We start from the raw sequence: 15,596 nt of genomic DNA, 5'->3' as shown, positions 1-15,596 counted from the left end.
AGATGATTCAGTGTTGTTGCAGAAACAGACGAGCACAAGAATGTCCCTGACGCTGCATTTCCATCCGCTGGCCTCCTTCTGCTGGAAGCCGCTGATCGCGCTCTATGAGAACGCCACGCCTTTTTCGCCGGTCATTGTCGATCTCGGCGACGAGCGATCGCGCGCGGCCTTCCTGAAGGTTTCGCCGACCGGCAAGATGCCGGCGCTGCGCGACGACGCGCGTGACCGTACGGTGCTGGAATCAACCATTGTCGTGGAGTATCTGGCCGCGCACTATCCGGGACCGGTCGACCTCGTTCCCGCCGACATTGACATGGCGCTGGCGGTCCGACAGGCCGACCGCTTCTATGATTTCTATGTGCAGGAGCCGATGCAGAAGATCGTCGGCGACAGGTTGCGGCCGCAGGACAAGACTGATCCATTCGGTGTCGAGCAGGCGCGCGGCCAGTTGCGCAATTCCTACGCCATCATCGAACAGGAGATGCAATCGAGAGAATGGGCTGTGGGCGATGCCTTCACCATGGCCGATTGCGCGGCGTCTCCGGCGCTCTTCTATGCCAACAAGGTCGAGCCGTTCGGCGATAAATATCCCGCCGTGAAGCGCTATCACGACCGCCTGCTGCAGCGCGCCGCCTTCACCAGGGTGATCGAGGAGGCGCAGCCTTACTTCAAGTTCTTTCCCTACAACAACGGCTGATCGCGATGCTGCATGATCCCGCCCAGCTCGACCTGATGTTTCAGGCGCTCGCCGATCCGGCGCGGCGGCAGATGGTCGACCGGCTGTCACGCGGCCCCGCCTCGGTGAGCCAGTTGGCCGAGCCGCTGGCCATGTCGCTGTCGGCGGTCGTCCAGCACCTCAATCTCCTGGAGGCGAGCGGTCTCGTGCGCACACAGAAGGTCGGGCGGGTGCGCACCTGCCAGATCGAGCGGAAGGCACTGCGAGCGGCCGAGCACTGGATCAACGAGCGGCGCCTCTCATGGGAACGCCGGCTGGATCGGCGCGGCGACTTCCTGGCCGAGAGCTAGACAGCGCGGGTACCGCGGCTAAAGCGCGTCGCGTCGAAAAGGATATTTGCGACGCGCCTCAGGTCTTTGCCCGACGCGTGTCGTTGTCGCAAAATCGAGATCACTTTTGCGCGACATGCATTAGAAATGATCAGGCTTCCCAGAATTGATCGAGCCAGATGTTGAGTCTCAGGAAGCCGGCATTGCTCACCGTATAGACACGCCTCGTGCCTTCAGCCTTGGCGTTGACCAGTCCGGCATCGAGCAACACTTTCAGATGCTGTGACACGGCCGGACGGGAGACCGGCAGCCCGGCCGCCAATTCGTTGACGGTCTTCGGACCGCGTCGAAGTTCTTCCAGAAGATGGCGCCGATTGGGATCGGCGATCGCCATGAAGGCGTCGGAAAACATCATGCCTCATTTGTGAGGCAAAGTTTTTCAAATCTCAACTGCTTGCTTCTGCTTTTCTTCTTGGGTCGAGCCGCAATGCTTCAGGGGTCACGGAACGGTCGGCGGGCTGCGTCTTGAAGGCGTCGCGATCCTCGATCGGCACAGGAGCGCGGCGGCTGATGCGCAGCAGCGTGTAGCCGGCCAGCGACAGATGCGCGAAGGCTGTCGCCAGGAACAGGCCCTCCGGGCGCATCCAGCCCATCAGCGCCGCCGCCAGCAATGGGCCGATCATGGTGCCGAAGCCATAGAGCAGCAGCAGGCCGCCCGAGACCTTGACGAAATCCTCGGCACTGGCGTGGTCGTTGGCATGCGCCACGGCGATCGAATAGAGCGTATAGGCGAAAGCGCCGTAGGCGGCGGTGAAGACGAGGACGAAGACTGCGGAGCGCGGCTCCAACAGGAAGATGAGAAGCGCAAACAGCGCCGCGCCGAAAGCGGCACCGGCCAGCACGAAACGCCGGTCGGTCTTGTCGGAGAGACGCCCGGCCGGAAGCTGCATGGCGGCACCGGCGACGACCACAAGGCTCATCATCAAGGCGATCTCGGCAGTAGGGATGCCGATGCGGGCTCCGTAAACCGCGCCAAGCGTGCCCCAGGCGCCATTGGCGATGCCGATCAAGAGGCAGGCAATCGCCGACACGGGAGAGTTGGCGTAGAGCCCCTTGACGTCGAGTTTGACGTCCTGCAGCGGCTTCGGATGCGAGGCCGTCGAGACCGCGGTCGGAATGAGCGACAGGCAGAACAGGATGCCCGTGATCATGAACAGCGACGCCGATTTCACGTCGCCGCCGGCGACGATCATCTGTCCGCCCATGATCGAGGCATAGGTGACCATCATGTAGAGGCCGAAGACGGTGCCGCGGTTCTCGTTGGTGGCCTTCTCGTTCAGCCAGCTCTCGATGACCATGAAGGCGCCGGCCATGGTAAAACCGGTGAAGGCCCGTAGCAGGATCCAGACATACTCGTCGATGACAAGGCCCGTTAGCAGCGCCACGATCGCGCCGGACGCGGCAAAGGCGCCGAAGGCGCGCACATGTCCGGCGCGGCGCACGATGCGCGGCGCAAAGAAACAGCCAGTGACGAAGCCGCCGGCCCAGGCCGTGCCCATCAGGCCAAGCGAAGCGGTCGAGAATCCTTCCACCTGACCGCGCAGAGGCAACAGCAGCCCGTGCAGTCCCGATGCCGCCAGAAGGAAGGCGGTGCCGCGAAGCAGGGAAAGGATCGGTCTGTAGGCTGCGAGCATTTTTTGATCCGGCTGGACTGGGAGGGACGCAGATTTGAAGACAGTCGCATTCGGGCTTTTCGGCGGCGGGCGGTTACCTCAGCGAATTATCCGCGGCGAAACAGCGCCTCGGCGGCCGACTTGGTGTTGTCCTTGGTCTTGAGTTCGGCCTCCAGGCGGGCGATCTCGTCGCGCAGGATGCCGATTCGTTCGGACAGTTCACCGACGGAAAGCAGCGACAGGTCCTGCCCGATCTCGTGCGGACGTGCCTTCTTCTCGGGTTCGTCGTCGAAGATCGCCATCGTTGCTCCTCCTCCGCCAGACCAGATTGGCCATTTGCCTGATTTGCCAATGAGCATACATAGGGCAGGGGTGCCGATGCAAACAGCCGGTAAGAGTGCGGCGAGGAAAGACGGGAAACTTCATGGCGAGCGGACAGAAAATTCCGGCACGGATGACGGCGATCGCGATCTCGGAGCCGGGCGGCCCCCGGGTGTTGAAGCCGGAAACGCGCGACGTGCCGCTGCCCGGCCCCGGAGAAATCCTGATCAAGGTCCATGCCGCCGGCGTCAACCGGCCCGACGTCCAGCAGCGCAAGGGCGCCTATCCGCCACCGCCCGGCGCATCGGACCTGCCGGGCCTCGAGGTGTCGGGAGAAGTGGCCGCTCTTGGCGACGAGATATCGCGCTGGCGCATCGGCGACCGGGTCTGCGCGCTCACGCCCGGCGGCGGCTATGCCGAATATGCTAGGGTTCATGCAGGCAGCGTTCTGCCGCTGCCGGCGGGTTTCACCCACACGGAAGCGGCGGCGGTGCCGGAGAACTACTTCACCGTCTGGCACAATGTGTTCGAGCGCGGCGGGCTCAAGAAGGGTGAGACACTGCTCGTCCATGGCGGCTCGTCCGGCATCGGCACTACGGCGATCCAGCTCGCCTCGGCCTTCGGCGCCTATGTCATCACCACCGCCGGATCCCAGGAGAAGTGTGACGCCTGCCTGAAGCTCGGTGCCGACCGCGCGATCAATTACCGCGAGCAGGATTTCGTCGCCGCGGTCAAAGAGGCGACCGAAGGCCGGGGCGCCAACGTCATCCTCGACATGGTCGGTGGCGATTATATCCAGCGAAACTACGAGGCCGCCGCTGTCGAGGGCCGCATCGTGCAGATCGCCGTCCAGGCCGGCGCGGTGGCGAGCGCCGACTTTTCCAAGGTCATGGTCAAGCGGCTGACCCATACGGGTTCGACGCTGAGGCCGCGCAGCGTCGAATTCAAGGCCGCGATCGCGGCGGCGCTGGAGGCGCAAGTATGGCCTCTGCTGAGCACGCGCAAGGTGGCGCCCGTCATGGACATGATCTACCCGCTCACCGACGCCTGGCGTGCGCATGAGCGGATGGAGGAGGGCGAGCATATCGGCAAGATCGTGCTCGACGTCGGCTAGGACGCCAGCATTTTCGGCCCGGCCTGACCGGATCTCGACACGGTCTGGCCAACGCCCTTCGCCCCTGCCTACAGGATGAACAGAAGCTTAATGGTGCAATGCAGCATTTGCATCATTGCTATGCAAAATCGGCTGTTCAAGTCCCGCTCGATGATCACTATTTGAGCATCATCGAAACGAACCCAATTCAGGAGGACTACCATGAACCCGATCCGTGCTTTCCGTAACTGGCGCATGTACAACGAGACCGTTCGCGAACTGAACCGCCTCAACGCACGTCAGCTCAGCGACCTCGGCATCAACCGCGGCGACATCGAGCGGATCGCCCGTCAGGCGATCTGATTGCAAGCGCGACCCGCCGCAAGGCAGGGTCGCAATGCAGAGCCGCCGCGGACGCTTGTCGTCGCCGGTTCCAAGCCCGCTGGACCCTGTCCGGCGGGTTTTGTCTTTTGGGGCTTCGGATTCATCTCGGCTTCGGCGTGACATGCCATGGCGATCCGCGGCAAATGCGGTGGCAGGGCGGCGCGCAAGCTGGAGGAACGCCATGTCATGGACAATCGGCAAATGCCGACTGTCGGATCTTTGTTAGCCGCCACCGCGTGCCTTGGTTGGCCACGTCGTCCCAGCTCTTCCAAAAACGTTGCGAAAGCAGTCTGGAACGGTTATACAGGCCGCGAATTTCCCATTTTGGTGGCCCTAAACCACCGCCCGCGCGGGAACGCGGGCGAACGAGAAGGATTTTGCACATGGCCAATACGCTGCTGATGCCCAAGGCGACCGCCGTCTGGCTGGTCGACAACACCGCGCTTTCCTTCGAGCAGATCGCGCAGTTCTGCGGGCTGCACCCGCTCGAGGTCAAGGCGATCGCCGACGGCGAATCGGCGCAAGGCATCAAGGGCATGGACCCGATCATGACCGGCCAGCTGACCCGCGACGAGATCGCGCGCGCCGAGAAAGACCCGAACCAGCGCCTGAAGCTTTCCGACCCCAAGGTGCGGGTGCCGGAATCCAAGCGCAAGGGTCCGCGCTACACGCCACTGTCGAAGCGCCAGGACCGGCCCAATGCCATCCTGTGGCTGGTGCGCAACCATCCCGAACTCAAGGACGCGCAGATTTCGCGCCTCGTCGGCACCACCAAGTCGACGATCGAGCAGATCCGCGAACGCAAGCACTGGAATTCGGCCAACCTTCAACCGATGGACCCGGTGACGCTGGGTCTCGCCTCGCAGATCGACCTCGACATGGAAGTCAACCGCGCCTCGCGTGGCCGCGAGCAGGCGCAGCCGGTCGGCGACACGCTGCTGCCGGCGGCATTGACCGAGCGGCTGGTGCCGGCGCCGGAGAAGCCGAAGGACGAGGATGCGGAGCTCGACGCCAACGCCGTCTTCGCCAAGCTGTCGGCGCTCAAGTCGAAGGATACCGACAGGGACGACGAGGAATAGGCTTTTCGCCTACGCAACAAAAAAGCCCGCTTCGAGCGGGCTTTTTTGTACGGTCCGGCAAATCTCAGCTTCGCGCCGCGCGATCCGGCGCCATGCCGTAATCCTCGCTGCGCTCCACCGCCCGGTAGAAATCGGCAAGCTGCTTGCCGCGTTCCGGCTTGAAGATGCGCCCTGCGATGACCACCGAGGCGATGCGGTCGATGCGGAAGGCGCGGAAATCATCGCGCATCTCACACCAGGCGACCAGCGTCCACACCTTACCCCAGAACCACAGGCCGAGCGGCCTGATATCGCGCAGCGTGCCGCGGCCGGCTTCATCGGAGTAGTCGATGGTCAGCACCTGGCGCTTTTCGACCGCGCGTTCGATCAGGTCGATCGCCTCGCGGGCGGCGTCGCTGACCACCCACATCGGCGTGTGGATCTCGGTGCGGGCGATGCGGTCCTTTTCGGCATCGGGCAGCACGGCACCGATCTTGACCAGCGCTTCGTCGGCGGCCCGCGCCATCGCAGCGCCGCCAAAGGCGCGAACCATACGGGCGCCGGCAACCAGCGCCACGATTTCGTCACGCGTGAACATCAACGGCGGAAGGTCGAAACCCTCCCTCATCATGTAGCCAACGCCGGCCTCGCCGTCGATCGGCACGCCCGTCGACTGCAGGTCGGCTATGTCGCGATAGATGGTTCGCTCGGAAACCTCGAGCCATGTGCCGAGCTTCTGGGCGGTGACCAAGCGGCCACCACGCAGATGCTGCACGATCTGAAAGAGCCTGTCGGCGCGGCGCATCGTTTGCTTCCCCAGTATTTCTCCCATGCATGCCGTGGCTCCCTGACCGGATCCACTTCCACATGACATGCATTACGGTTTCAGCCCTTCGCGCTTGCGCTGCGTGGCAACAAATTTCGCGCCGAAGGACAGGTTCCTCGTTGTCGGCGCCTTCGCATCCAGCACGCGCCAGGAGGGAGCGATGTCGCGGAGCGTCATGCCGCGCTCGAAATCCTCCTTGGCGGCTTCAGCGACCGTGCGCAGATGATAGCCTATGGTGACCGGGCATGTCACTTCGGCGCCGTGCCCGATGGCAAGCGCCGTGCGCAGCGCACGAACGTCCATCTCGACGCCTTCGGGGATAGAGCGGATGAAATCATCGACCTGGCGCGCGGTCGGCACCAGCATCGGCTGGCCCTCGACGACGTCTCCCACCGTGCGCGGCGTTGGTTTCACACCGTTGATACCAGGCGTGTTCAGCCTGTCGTTCCAGTTTTTCATCGATCGTCCTCTCGGCCGGCCATGTGCATCATCCCACCATCGCACGCGCCTCCTGACAGCATACTGTCAGGAGGCTTCAGCATACTCCTTGGCGAACAGCGTCCGCATCTGCGCGAGATCGCCGCCTTTTTCCGGGTAGAGCGTCTGCAGAAAGGCAAGGGCGAAAGTGCCGGGCGCCGAACCCGGCGCGGACACAATCCTGCCGTCGGCCACGGCATAAGGCACGTCCTGATAATTGCCCTCGCCGGCATAGCCGGCCTCGTGGTGGTTGATCCAGTCACGGCTATTGCTGGTATGCTTGGCGTTCGCGAACATGCCGGCTCGAGCCAGCGCAAGCGTCCCGGCGCAAATCCCGCCAACGACACCGCCGCGCCTGGCGACGGCCGCCAGCAGTTCGGATATATCCGGCGGCGCCTTGCCCGCCCACTGGTCGGAACCGATGACGGCCACGGCATCGAGATCGGTATTCTCATCGACGCTGGCCGACCGGTCTGGTGTCAGCCGAAAACCGCTGATTCCGGTCACCGGCTTGCCTTCGGGCGTAACCGAGACGGCGCGAGCGCCGAACCATTCGACCGCCGACGCCGCCAGCAGCCCATATTCCCAGTCGGCAAAACCCTCGATGAACAGAAAACCGATTGTCTTCCGATCGGGCATAAGCTCGCTCCATCCCTCGCGCGCCGGACCTAATATCTGGGTGCTGACGCATCAGCGTCCAACTGCTGCGTTGAAAATTTCGTCTCAATTGCCGTGATGGCGACGCTCGGCATACATGTCAGGCCAGCCGATATCCTTGCGAATGTCGGCGGGCAGCGCATTCATGAACCGCTGGGTCCGGATCTCGTTGCGCATCGTGCGGATCTTGCCGACATAATGCTGCATGCCGCGCAGAATGGTAAAACCGTTCATGACCAATCTCCTCTCTCTAACTGGAGACAGTATCGCACACCTCTGCTGACAGCAGTCTGTCAGGAGGATGGCAGGTCGTGCGACGACAGTTCCGTTTTGCCGTGAGAGGTCATGCGGCTGCGGATCGTTCACCAGGATCAGGCTAATCGGGGCCGTATTGTTCATCTCTTGGTGACGAACTGTCTGGATAGGCGGCCTTCAACGAGGTGACCGGAGTTCTGATATCAAAGGAGAAAATTCTTCCCCCAAAAACAGGGAGACGACCGTGAGCTTGCAACTGACAGGAATTCACCATCTGACCGCCATCACCGCCAATGCGCCCGGCAATCTTCATTTCTATACGAAGGTGCTGGGGCTGCGGCTGGTCAAGAAGACGGTGAACCAGGATGATACCTCGGCCTACCATCTCTTTTATGCCGACGGCGAGGCAACGCCGGGTACCGACCTCACCTTCTTCGACTGGCCGGTCGGCCGCGAACGGCGTGGCACGCACAGCATCGCGCGGACCAGTCTCAGGGTCGGCAGCCGGGAGAGCCTTGCCTGGTGGAAGCAGAACCTTGCCAGCGAAGGCATCGCGACAGGAGAGATTGCCGATATCGGCGGTTACCCCAGCCTGGATTTCGAGGACCCCGAAGGCCAGCGCCTGCGGCTCGTCAGCGATGGCGGCGAGGGCGGCAGCCATCCCTGGCTGCAAAGCCCGGTGCCGGCCGAGCATCAGATCCGTGGGCTCGGGCCGATCGTGATCAGTGTCCCCGACATCACCAACACCGAGGCGGTGCTGACCGAGGTGATGAACTTGCGCAAGGCGCGTGATTATGCCTCGCCGGACGGCGAGGGCCAGGTCCACGTCTTCGAGATGGGCGCGGGCGGGCCGGCGGCGGAGCTTCATGTGGCCGTGCAGCCTGGGCTGGCGCCCGCAAGCCAAGGCGCCGGTGCGGTTCACCACGTCGCCTTCAGGGCGCCGGACCAGGAGACGTTGCATCAATGGACAGCGCGCCTGGCCGAATTCCGGCTGCCGTCGAGCGGCGAGGTCGAGCGCTACTACTTCCGCTCGCTCTATTTCCGCGAGCCGAACGGCATCCTGTTCGAGATCGCCACCGACGGGCCGGGGTTCACCGCCGATGAGCCGCTGGAGACGCTCGGCGAAAGGCTTGCCCTGCCGCCGTTCCTGGAGGCAAAACGCGCCTCGATCGAGGCCGGCCTCAAGCCGCTGAAATAGATCGCTGCGCGGTCAAGGCGGGCGCCGCGTTCCGGTTCGGGATCGCGGCGCCTTTTCTTTCCCGGAGACAGAACGAACCGCTTTGACAGGTGTCAGCGTTGCTGGTCAAAGGCTACATGACCAAACTCCTCGCCCTTGTCATTGTCGGGTTCATGGTGATTCAGATCATCAAGCCGCTCGGTTGGCCCGGGCTCAAGCGTCGCGGCGATTTCTGGAAATTGGCATTGCTCGCCATGGCGGCAATTTCGTTGGCGGCCGTGCTCGGGCATTTGACATAGGCCCTCGCGACATCTGCCGTCGGCTTCAGTCTGCAAGCACCGGGCCGACGAGATGTTCCGCCCACGCCCGGTAACCGGCCTCCGAGGCATGAAACCCGTCGGAGGCAAAGCCGGCCTCGGGATTGGTGATCGGCAGGCGCGGGGCCGGCACCACGCCGCGTTCCAGGCAGAGCCGTTCGCCCATCCGGTTCATCGCGGTGGCGCGGATCTCGAGGATCTTGCCGAGCAGCGACGGCATGGCCGGCGCACGCGTGAACTCCAGCACGGGCGACCATACCACGCGCGCCTCCGGCCATTTGGCGCGCAATGCATAGAGCAGGCCGCCGAACTCTCTCTTGAAACGCGGTACGGAATGAAAATTCTTGGTGTCGTTGGTGCCGATGGCAAGCACGATATGCGTCCACGGATCGGCCGACAGATTGGGCAGGACGTGGTCGCGGATCTGGCCCGACGTCGCCGAATTGAAGCCGGCGGCACGCCAGCGCACAGCGCTGCCGGTGCGCTGCGCAATCATGACGGCAAGCTGCGCGGCAAGGCCGTTTTCGGAATTGCCGATGCCGACCGACGCGGCGGAGGAATCGCCCAGCACCAGTAGCGAAATCGCTGGCGCCTCGCCGGTGAGATCGTGCATGACCGGGCCTTGCGCCGGCAGCATGCGCGAGGTGCGGCGGCGCACGCCCAATCCCTGCCAGACATAGGCGGGAAAGGCGAGCCAGGTGAGGATGGTCGGAAAGCGTAGCATCGCTGGTCCATTGAACTGGTTTTCGACCAGCATTTAACGCATGTCGCGAGACAGGTGAACGAGCAGTTCCGGTGAAAAAACGATCGCCTCGAACGCTCTACCCTTTGTCTTACGCAATTCCGAAGGCAAGACTGCTTCGCACTGCTGGTTAGCCATCGTGGCAATCGCGCTCCGCTTGCGGCTCGCCTGCATATTGGTCGTGCAGCCGCACCCAATCCATCAGGTTGCGGTAGAGGCCGGTCTCGTCGCGGCCCTTCGGCGTCAGGTCCAGATAGTGGTAGGCGCCGATCAGTTGTTCGCCGCCACGGGCACGCGAAACGAAGGTCAGGAAAATGTCGCCGTTCTCGTCCCTGTAGAAAACGCTGGCGCCCGGAAGCTCCTTCGATGTCCGGGGTCGGGTCTCGAAATTGTAGGTGGTGGCGCCAGCCGCGATCTGCCTGTCGGTGAAGGAAACCTGCATATCGAAGTTGAAATCCGACGCATAGGACGACACCCAGTCGAACTTCCAGCCCATGCGCTGCTTGTAGGCTACAAGCTCGTCCAGCGGCGCGCGCGAGATTACGACCAGCGATACGTCGTGGTGCATGAGGTGCTGGTTGGCACCGTCGATATGATCGGCAAGAAAGGAGCAGCCTTCGCAATGATTGACGCAGCCCGGCCCGAACATGAAATGGTAGACGATCAGCTGGCTGTTGGCGCCAAACAGATCGGCAAGTTTCTTCGGCCCTCGTTCGGTCTCGAAGACGTAGTCCTTGCGAATTTTCAGCCAGGGCAGTTCGCGCCGCTCGGCCGCGACGCGTTCGCGAAGCCGCGTCAGTTCCTTCTCGCGGGCCAGGTGTGCCTTATGAGCCTCGAACCATTCTTCGCGCGAAACGACCTTGTTGCGATGCATGAACTTCTCCCTGTTTGCACCCCAAGGACGTACGGGATGGGCGCAAGCCGACATCGCCGCTGCCAGGAATGCCCAGAGAAAATAAGAATGCGAATGCCTTGCCCCAAGGCCGGTGCGACAAAACGAAAAACCCGGGCATATCGGCCCGGGTTTGAAGGGAAGGGACAGCAGTGGGTCTTCAGGCAGCCTGTTCCAGGCTCGCCTTCCATTTACCGAGTGCCGCCAGGTGGTTCATGTGGGCGCGGTGGGTGAAGGCGGCCTGGCCGGCGGCGACGTTCGAGGCCTTGCCGCTCCAGGCCTTCTGCGGGGCGGCCTGCAGCGCGCGGCCGTAGGAGAAGGTCAGCTTCCACGGATGCGGGCCGATGGCGTTGATGGCATTGAGGTTGGCGGTCGCCTCCTCGTCCTCCTGGCCGCCGGAAAGGAAGGCGATGCCCGGCACCGCCGCCGGCACCGTCTCGCGAAACAGTTTTATGGTCTTTGCCGCGACTTCCTCGGGGCTGTCCACCGTGCCCGACTTTTTGCCAGAGAGCACCATGTTGGGCTTCAGGATCGTACCTTCGAGCACGACACGGGCGGCATAAAGCTCGTCATAGAGCTTCGTCAGCGTGGCCTTGGAAACCTCGTAGCAGGTGCCGATGTCGTGGGCGCCGTCCATCAGCACTTCAGGCTCGACGATCGGCACGATGCCGGCTTCCTGGCAAAGGGCCGCATAGCGGGCGAGCGCATGCGTGTTCGCGCCGATCGAGGTGGCCGAGGGCACGCCCCTGGTCGTGTCGATGTCGATCACCGCGCGCCATTTGGCGAAGCGGGCGCCGAGCTTATAATAGTCGGCAAGGCGCTCTCGCAACCCGTCGAGGCCCTCGGTGATGGTGTCGCCGGGAAAGCCTGCCAGCGGCTTGGCGCCGGCATCGACCTTGATGCCGGGAATGGCACCTGACGCCTTGATGATGTCGACCAGCGGCGTCCCGTCGGCGGCTTTCTGGCGGATGGTCTCGTCATAGAGGATGACGCCGGAAATGTACCTGGTCATCGCGTCCTTGGCGCGGAACATCATCTCGCGATAGTCGCGACGGCTGTCGGCGGTCGATTCGACGCCGATGACGTCGAAGCGCTTCTTGATGGTGCCGGAGCTTTCATCGGCGGCCAGCAGGCCCTTGCCGTTGGCAACGATCGCGGCGGCAATGTCTTCGAGACGTTCGCTCATCATGCTTCTCCTGAACCGGTTTATCTGCGCCTAGCAGAACACTACCGCCAAAGGAATGATGCCGGAAAGCTCGAATCGATTGAAAGTCGCCGGCGCCGCCGCCGGCTCCCTCGAGTTGATCGGATTGTTGGCGAGCCGCCGAATGCCTCAGCGCTTGAGCACGTCGACGCCGGGCAACGGCTTGCCTTCCATCCACTCCAGGAAGGCGCCGCCGGCGGTCGAGACATAAGTGAAATCGTCGGCGACACCGGCATGGTTGAGCGCCGCCACCGTATCGCCGCCGCCGGCGACCGAAACCAGCTTGCCGGCCTTTGTACGCGCGGCCGCATGCCTGGCCGCCGCCACCGTGGCGTGATCGAACGGCTCGATCTCGAAGGCGCCGAGCGGACCGTTCCAGACCAGCGTCGCCGCGCGGTCGATCCATTCGCCGATCGTCGTCACGGTCTTGGCGCCGACATCGAGGATCATGCCGTCGGCTGGCACGTCGGAGATGGCGACGGTTTCGCAGGCGGCACCCGCCTTGAATTCCTTGGCGACGACGCCGTCGACCGGCAGGATGATGGCGCAGCCGGCTTCGGCGGCCTCGATCATGATCTGCTTGGCGGTCGGGGCCAGGTCATGCTCGCACAGCGACTTGCCGACATCGGTGCCGCGCGCGGCGAGGAAGGTGTTGGCCATGCCGCCGCCGATGACCAGCGCGTCGACTTTCTTCACCAGGTTCATCAACAGGTCGATCTTGGTCGAGACCTTGGCGCCGCCGACGATGGCGACAACCGGACGCACCGGATTGCCCAGTCCTTTCTCCAGCGCCTCAAGCTCGGCCTGCATGGTGCGGCCGGCGAAGGAGGGCAACAGGTGTGCCAGCCCTTCAGTCGAGGCATGAGCGCGGTGGGCGGCGGAAAAGGCATCGTTGACGAAGATGTCACCATTGGCGGCGAGCCGTTCGGTAAAGGCGGGATCGTTCTTCTCCTCGGCCTTGTAGAAGCGGGTGTTTTCGAGCAGCAGGACGTCGCCCTTGTCCATGGCGGCGACAGCGCTTCCCGCCGTGTCGCCGACGCAATCGCTGGCGAAGCCGACGGGGCGGCCGAGCACCCCAGCGGTCGCCTTGGCGATCGGCTCCAGTGAGAATTCCGGCGAAGGACCATCCTTGGGCCGGCCGAAATGGGCGAGCAGGATGACCTTGGCGCCCTTGCCGGACAATTCGGCGATGGTCGGCGCGATGCGTTCGATGCGGGTTGCGTCGGTGACCTTGCCGTCGGCGACGGGAACGTTGAGGTCGACGCGCACCAGCACGCGCTTGCCGCTGATGTTGCCGATATCGTCCAGTGTCTTGAAGGCAGCCATGCCGGTCCCTTTCGTCTGAAAATCGCCGGGACCATACCCCGCATCGGCGGCGATGCAAGGCTTTGGCCGGGGTCGGATGCGAAATTTTGAGACGGGCGGGGACATAGTCGGTGAAGACCGCCCGGCGCATGTCGAGGCGGTGCAACGGTCGACCGTGTCAGCTTTCCGCCGATGCCTTCTCGACCGGCGGCTCCGGGGTGTCATCCGCCCGCGGTGCCACCTGCGTCTCAGCCGGCTTACGCCAGTCGCGGATAAAGGCGACGAGACGGTCGCCGATCTCGCCGGCACTGAGGAAGACCGGCACCCTTGCCACCGGCGCGGTCGGTTCGAAAGATAGGCCGAGCCCGGTGATTTTGCCCTTGTCGTCGACGTCGCGCACGATCAGTTCGATCGGACCGAGCAGCACGCGGTCGGCATATTCGGCATGGCCGCCGAGCCGCGCCGTGACCAATGCGCCGACGGTCTGTTTCTGCTCGGCCTCGGTGAGACCGGGCGCGTAGGCGGCTTCCAGTTCGGCGGCGGAACGCGCCGGATCGACGGCGAAGGCACCGAAGAATTCGGCATCCTCCGGATCGACCACGGCGCGGCTGGCGAACAGCTTGTCGAGCAGGCGCGGATAGCGGTCGGGCACGAAGATGTAGACCTGATCGCCGGCGGCGAGCCGGCCCATGTCCTGGAAGCGCATCGAGCGACCGTCACGCAGCACCAGCGAGGGCCGCGCCCAGCGCGGGATGCGCTCGCCGCGCGCCACCGGACTGCCCGGCGCCACACGATAGGCAAGGAGCTCGTGATGCGCGGAGCCGGGCAGTTCCAGCTCGACCTTGTCCAGCGGTCCGAGCCGCGCCGGCACGATCAGGCCCAGGCGACGCGCCAGTGGGCCGACGGTCCAGCCCTGGATGACCAGCGACACCAGAACGATGATGAAGGCGGCGTTGAAGATGGTGCGGCCGTTCTCCAGCCCGCCGAGCAGCGGTGTAATGGCGAGCAGGATGGATACGGCGCCGCGCAGGCCGACCCAGGAGACGAAGGCGACTTCGGGACGCGGCAGGCGGAACGGGATCAGGCAGAGCCAGACCGCGACAGGGCGGGCGACGAACATCAGGAACAGGCCAAGCAGCACCGCAGGCACCATGATGGCCGGAAATTGCGAGGGCGTCGCGAACAAGCCGAGGATCAGGAACATGATGATCTGCGCCAGCCACGACATGCCGTCCTGGAAGCGCTTCAGGATGGTGACGGCGCGGATGTCGGAATTGCCTGCGATGAGCCCGGCGATGTAGACCGCCAGGAAACCCGATCCGCCGATCGCGCCGGCGGCTGCGAAGACCATCAGCGACAGGGTCAGCACGAAGATCGGCAACAGGCCATGGTCGAGATTGAGCCGGTCGACCAGGCGCACGATGGCGAGGCCGCCAAGCACGCCGACGATGGCGCCGAGGCCCATGTTGATGAGGAAACCAAGGATCAGATTGGTGACCAGGGCATTGGTTTCGGGATTGGCGTGGGCGGCGATGATCTCGACCAGTGTGATGGTCAGGAAGATGGCGATCGGATCGTTGGTGCCGGATTCCACCTCGAGCGTGGAGCGCACGCGCTCGCGCAGATTGATCTCGCCGGCGCGCAGCAGGAAAAACACCGCCGCCGCATCGGTCGAGGCGACGGCGGCGCCGAGCAGGAAGGATTCCAGCCAGCTGAGGTCGAGCAGATAATAGGCGGCGGCGCCGAACAGGCCGGTGGTGAGAAGCACGCCGAAGGTCGCCAGCGACAGGGCTGGTCCCGCCGCCTGCCGCAAAGCGTTGAGCGGCGTGCCGAAACCGGAATCGAACAGGATGACGGCGAGCGCCAGTGAGCCGGCAAAATAGGCGACGCGGGCGTTGTCGAACTGGATGCCGAGGCCGTCGGTTCCGGTGGCGAGCCCGATGCACAGAAACAGGAGCAGGAGCGGGGCGCCGAAGCGGAAGGCGATCAGGCTCGAAAACGCGGCGGCGACAACAAGCGCCGTGCCGACCAGCGTGACGAGATAGATCGCATGCTCCATCCGTAATTTGCCCCTCGAATTCCTCTGCTTGCTGGCTTTACGGCAGAGTGGGGCGAAGGCGTGACCAGTGCAAGGCGGGAGGGTGGTTTTTTGCCCCGCGCCGCTGATTTTCGCGTTGCTGCTCCGGCAAACGAAAACGCCCGGACGAAGC

The 15,596-nt window shown here is 63.9% G+C and carries 18 protein-coding genes and 1 pseudogene; 7 read left to right on the top strand and 12 right to left on the bottom strand.

The genetic code is table 11. The features are described 5' to 3' along the window. Positions 1-40: 40 nt before the first annotated feature. Both FJ960_RS07900 and FJ960_RS07895 read left to right on the top strand, forming a co-directional pair. Positions 41-697, top strand: a complete 657-nt coding sequence (locus tag FJ960_RS07900; protein ID WP_140712971.1) for a glutathione S-transferase family protein — start codon at positions 41-43, stop codon at positions 695-697. 5 nt (positions 698-702) lie between these two features. Continuing rightward, on the top strand, positions 703-1,026 hold the full coding sequence (locus FJ960_RS07895; protein ID WP_140509072.1) for a metalloregulator ArsR/SmtB family transcription factor: 324 nt from the start codon (positions 703-705) through the stop codon (positions 1,024-1,026). A 130-nt stretch (positions 1,027-1,156) separates the two neighbouring features. Here FJ960_RS07895 and FJ960_RS07890 read toward each other — a convergent pair whose 3' ends face one another. From FJ960_RS07890 to FJ960_RS07880, 3 genes and pseudogenes are all read right to left on the bottom strand, one after another. Further along, positions 1,157-1,420 carry a metalloregulator ArsR/SmtB family transcription factor gene (locus FJ960_RS07890; RefSeq protein WP_010911936.1) on the bottom strand — a complete coding sequence of 88 codons (264 nt, stop codon included), beginning with the start codon at positions 1,418-1,420 and terminating at the stop codon, positions 1,157-1,159. A gap of 31 nt (positions 1,421-1,451) precedes the next feature. Beyond that, positions 1,452-2,711: pseudogene (locus FJ960_RS07885) on the bottom strand (MFS transporter); the annotation flags it as partial. 74 nt (positions 2,712-2,785) lie between these two features. Then, a complete protein-coding gene (locus FJ960_RS07880) occupies positions 2,786-2,980 on the bottom strand; it encodes a DUF1192 domain-containing protein (RefSeq protein ID WP_140509076.1) in 195 nt (64 codons plus the stop codon). A gap of 122 nt (positions 2,981-3,102) precedes the next feature. Between FJ960_RS07880 and FJ960_RS07875 the strand changes: the two genes are divergently transcribed. The 3 genes from FJ960_RS07875 to FJ960_RS07865 all read left to right on the top strand — a co-directional run bounded on the left by FJ960_RS07875 (position 3,103) and on the right by FJ960_RS07865 (position 5,555). Continuing rightward, complete coding sequence (locus tag FJ960_RS07875; RefSeq protein ID WP_140712967.1) at positions 3,103-4,113, top strand: NAD(P)H-quinone oxidoreductase; 1,011 nt, start codon at positions 3,103-3,105, stop codon at positions 4,111-4,113. A 201-nt stretch (positions 4,114-4,314) separates the two neighbouring features. Further along, positions 4,315-4,455, top strand: a complete 141-nt coding sequence (locus FJ960_RS07870) for a DUF1127 domain-containing protein (protein ID WP_013892619.1) — start codon at positions 4,315-4,317, stop codon at positions 4,453-4,455. A gap of 404 nt (positions 4,456-4,859) precedes the next feature. Continuing rightward, entirely contained in the window at positions 4,860-5,555 is a 696-nt protein-coding gene (locus FJ960_RS07865; RefSeq protein ID WP_140509080.1) for a DUF1013 domain-containing protein, read from the top strand. A gap of 64 nt (positions 5,556-5,619) precedes the next feature. Here FJ960_RS07865 and FJ960_RS07860 read toward each other — a convergent pair whose 3' ends face one another. The 4 genes from FJ960_RS07860 to FJ960_RS07845 all read right to left on the bottom strand — a co-directional run bounded on the left by FJ960_RS07860 (position 5,620) and on the right by FJ960_RS07845 (position 7,728). After that, on the bottom strand, positions 5,620-6,339 hold the full coding sequence (locus tag FJ960_RS07860) for a YafY family protein (RefSeq protein WP_140712965.1): 720 nt from the start codon (positions 6,337-6,339) through the stop codon (positions 5,620-5,622). Positions 6,340-6,411: 72 nt separating this feature from the next. Then, entirely contained in the window at positions 6,412-6,819 is a 408-nt protein-coding gene (locus FJ960_RS07855) for a hypothetical protein (protein WP_140712963.1), read from the bottom strand. Between the two features lie 66 nt (positions 6,820-6,885). After that, positions 6,886-7,476, bottom strand: a complete 591-nt coding sequence (locus FJ960_RS07850; protein WP_140712961.1) for a DJ-1/PfpI family protein — start codon at positions 7,474-7,476, stop codon at positions 6,886-6,888. An 84-nt stretch (positions 7,477-7,560) separates the two neighbouring features. Next, a complete protein-coding gene (locus FJ960_RS07845; protein ID WP_015315361.1) occupies positions 7,561-7,728 on the bottom strand; it encodes a hypothetical protein in 168 nt (55 codons plus the stop codon). Between the two features lie 265 nt (positions 7,729-7,993). Between FJ960_RS07845 and FJ960_RS07840 the strand changes: the two genes are divergently transcribed. Together FJ960_RS07840 and FJ960_RS07835 are read left to right on the top strand one after the other, a co-directional pair. Then, complete coding sequence (locus FJ960_RS07840) at positions 7,994-8,947, top strand: ring-cleaving dioxygenase (protein WP_140712959.1); 954 nt, start codon at positions 7,994-7,996, stop codon at positions 8,945-8,947. A gap of 98 nt (positions 8,948-9,045) precedes the next feature. Then, a complete protein-coding gene (locus FJ960_RS07835; RefSeq protein ID WP_181174185.1) occupies positions 9,046-9,225 on the top strand; it encodes a hypothetical protein in 180 nt (59 codons plus the stop codon). Between the two features lie 25 nt (positions 9,226-9,250). Here FJ960_RS07835 and FJ960_RS07830 read toward each other — a convergent pair whose 3' ends face one another. The 5 genes from FJ960_RS07830 to FJ960_RS07810 form a co-directional block, all read right to left on the bottom strand. Then, positions 9,251-9,967, bottom strand: a complete 717-nt coding sequence (locus FJ960_RS07830; RefSeq protein ID WP_140713242.1) for an SGNH/GDSL hydrolase family protein — start codon at positions 9,965-9,967, stop codon at positions 9,251-9,253. A 148-nt stretch (positions 9,968-10,115) separates the two neighbouring features. Further along, positions 10,116-10,859: a thioredoxin family protein gene (locus FJ960_RS07825; RefSeq protein ID WP_140712957.1), complete on the bottom strand. Its 744-nt coding sequence runs from the start codon at positions 10,857-10,859 to the stop codon at positions 10,116-10,118. Positions 10,860-11,037: 178 nt separating this feature from the next. After that, positions 11,038-12,063: a class I fructose-bisphosphate aldolase gene (locus tag FJ960_RS07820; RefSeq protein ID WP_140712955.1), complete on the bottom strand. Its 1,026-nt coding sequence runs from the start codon at positions 12,061-12,063 to the stop codon at positions 11,038-11,040. Between the two features lie 147 nt (positions 12,064-12,210). After that, on the bottom strand, positions 12,211-13,407 hold the full coding sequence (locus tag FJ960_RS07815) for a phosphoglycerate kinase (protein WP_140509706.1): 1,197 nt from the start codon (positions 13,405-13,407) through the stop codon (positions 12,211-12,213). Positions 13,408-13,564: 157 nt separating this feature from the next. After that, entirely contained in the window at positions 13,565-15,445 is a 1,881-nt protein-coding gene (locus FJ960_RS07810; protein WP_140712953.1) for a potassium/proton antiporter, read from the bottom strand. Between the last annotated feature and the right edge of the window lie 151 nt (positions 15,446-15,596).

It is taken from the genome of Mesorhizobium sp. B2-3-11 (assembly GCF_006442215.1).
Lineage (GTDB): Bacteria > Pseudomonadota > Alphaproteobacteria > Rhizobiales > Rhizobiaceae > Mesorhizobium > Mesorhizobium salmacidum.
Note: the sequence above shows the minus strand (reverse complement) of the source record. Positions and strands in the feature narration are given on the sequence as shown.

Excerpts from the sequence above, each read along its gene's own strand:
- FJ960_RS07855 (WP_140712963.1), bottom strand. The coding sequence starts at position 6,819 with ATGAAAAACTGGAACGACAGGCTGAACACGCCTGGTATCAACGGTGTG.
- FJ960_RS07875 (WP_140712967.1), top strand. The coding sequence starts at position 3,103 with ATGGCGAGCGGACAGAAAATTCCGGCACGGATGACGGCGATCGCGATC.
- FJ960_RS07815 (WP_140509706.1), bottom strand. The coding sequence starts at position 13,407 with ATGGCTGCCTTCAAGACACTGGACGATATCGGCAACATCAGCGGCAAG.
- FJ960_RS07845 (WP_015315361.1), bottom strand. The coding sequence starts at position 7,728 with ATGAACGGTTTTACCATTCTGCGCGGCATGCAGCATTATGTCGGCAAG.
- FJ960_RS07870 (WP_013892619.1), top strand. The coding sequence starts at position 4,315 with ATGAACCCGATCCGTGCTTTCCGTAACTGGCGCATGTACAACGAGACC.
- FJ960_RS07825 (WP_140712957.1), bottom strand. The coding sequence starts at position 10,859 with ATGCATCGCAACAAGGTCGTTTCGCGCGAAGAATGGTTCGAGGCTCAT.
- FJ960_RS07830 (WP_140713242.1), bottom strand. The coding sequence starts at position 9,967 with ATGCTACGCTTTCCGACCATCCTCACCTGGCTCGCCTTTCCCGCCTAT.
- FJ960_RS07865 (WP_140509080.1), top strand. The coding sequence starts at position 4,860 with ATGGCCAATACGCTGCTGATGCCCAAGGCGACCGCCGTCTGGCTGGTC.
- FJ960_RS07820 (WP_140712955.1), bottom strand. The coding sequence starts at position 12,063 with ATGAGCGAACGTCTCGAAGACATTGCCGCCGCGATCGTTGCCAACGGC.
- FJ960_RS07850 (WP_140712961.1), bottom strand. The coding sequence starts at position 7,476 with ATGCCCGATCGGAAGACAATCGGTTTTCTGTTCATCGAGGGTTTTGCC.
- FJ960_RS07895 (WP_140509072.1), top strand. The coding sequence starts at position 703 with ATGCTGCATGATCCCGCCCAGCTCGACCTGATGTTTCAGGCGCTCGCC.
- FJ960_RS07860 (WP_140712965.1), bottom strand. The coding sequence starts at position 6,339 with ATGCGCCGCGCCGACAGGCTCTTTCAGATCGTGCAGCATCTGCGTGGT.
- FJ960_RS07880 (WP_140509076.1), bottom strand. The coding sequence starts at position 2,980 with ATGGCGATCTTCGACGACGAACCCGAGAAGAAGGCACGTCCGCACGAG.
- FJ960_RS07810 (WP_140712953.1), bottom strand. The coding sequence starts at position 15,445 with ATGGAGCATGCGATCTATCTCGTCACGCTGGTCGGCACGGCGCTTGTT.
- FJ960_RS07890 (WP_010911936.1), bottom strand. The coding sequence starts at position 1,420 with ATGATGTTTTCCGACGCCTTCATGGCGATCGCCGATCCCAATCGGCGC.
- FJ960_RS07900 (WP_140712971.1), top strand. The coding sequence starts at position 41 with ATGTCCCTGACGCTGCATTTCCATCCGCTGGCCTCCTTCTGCTGGAAG.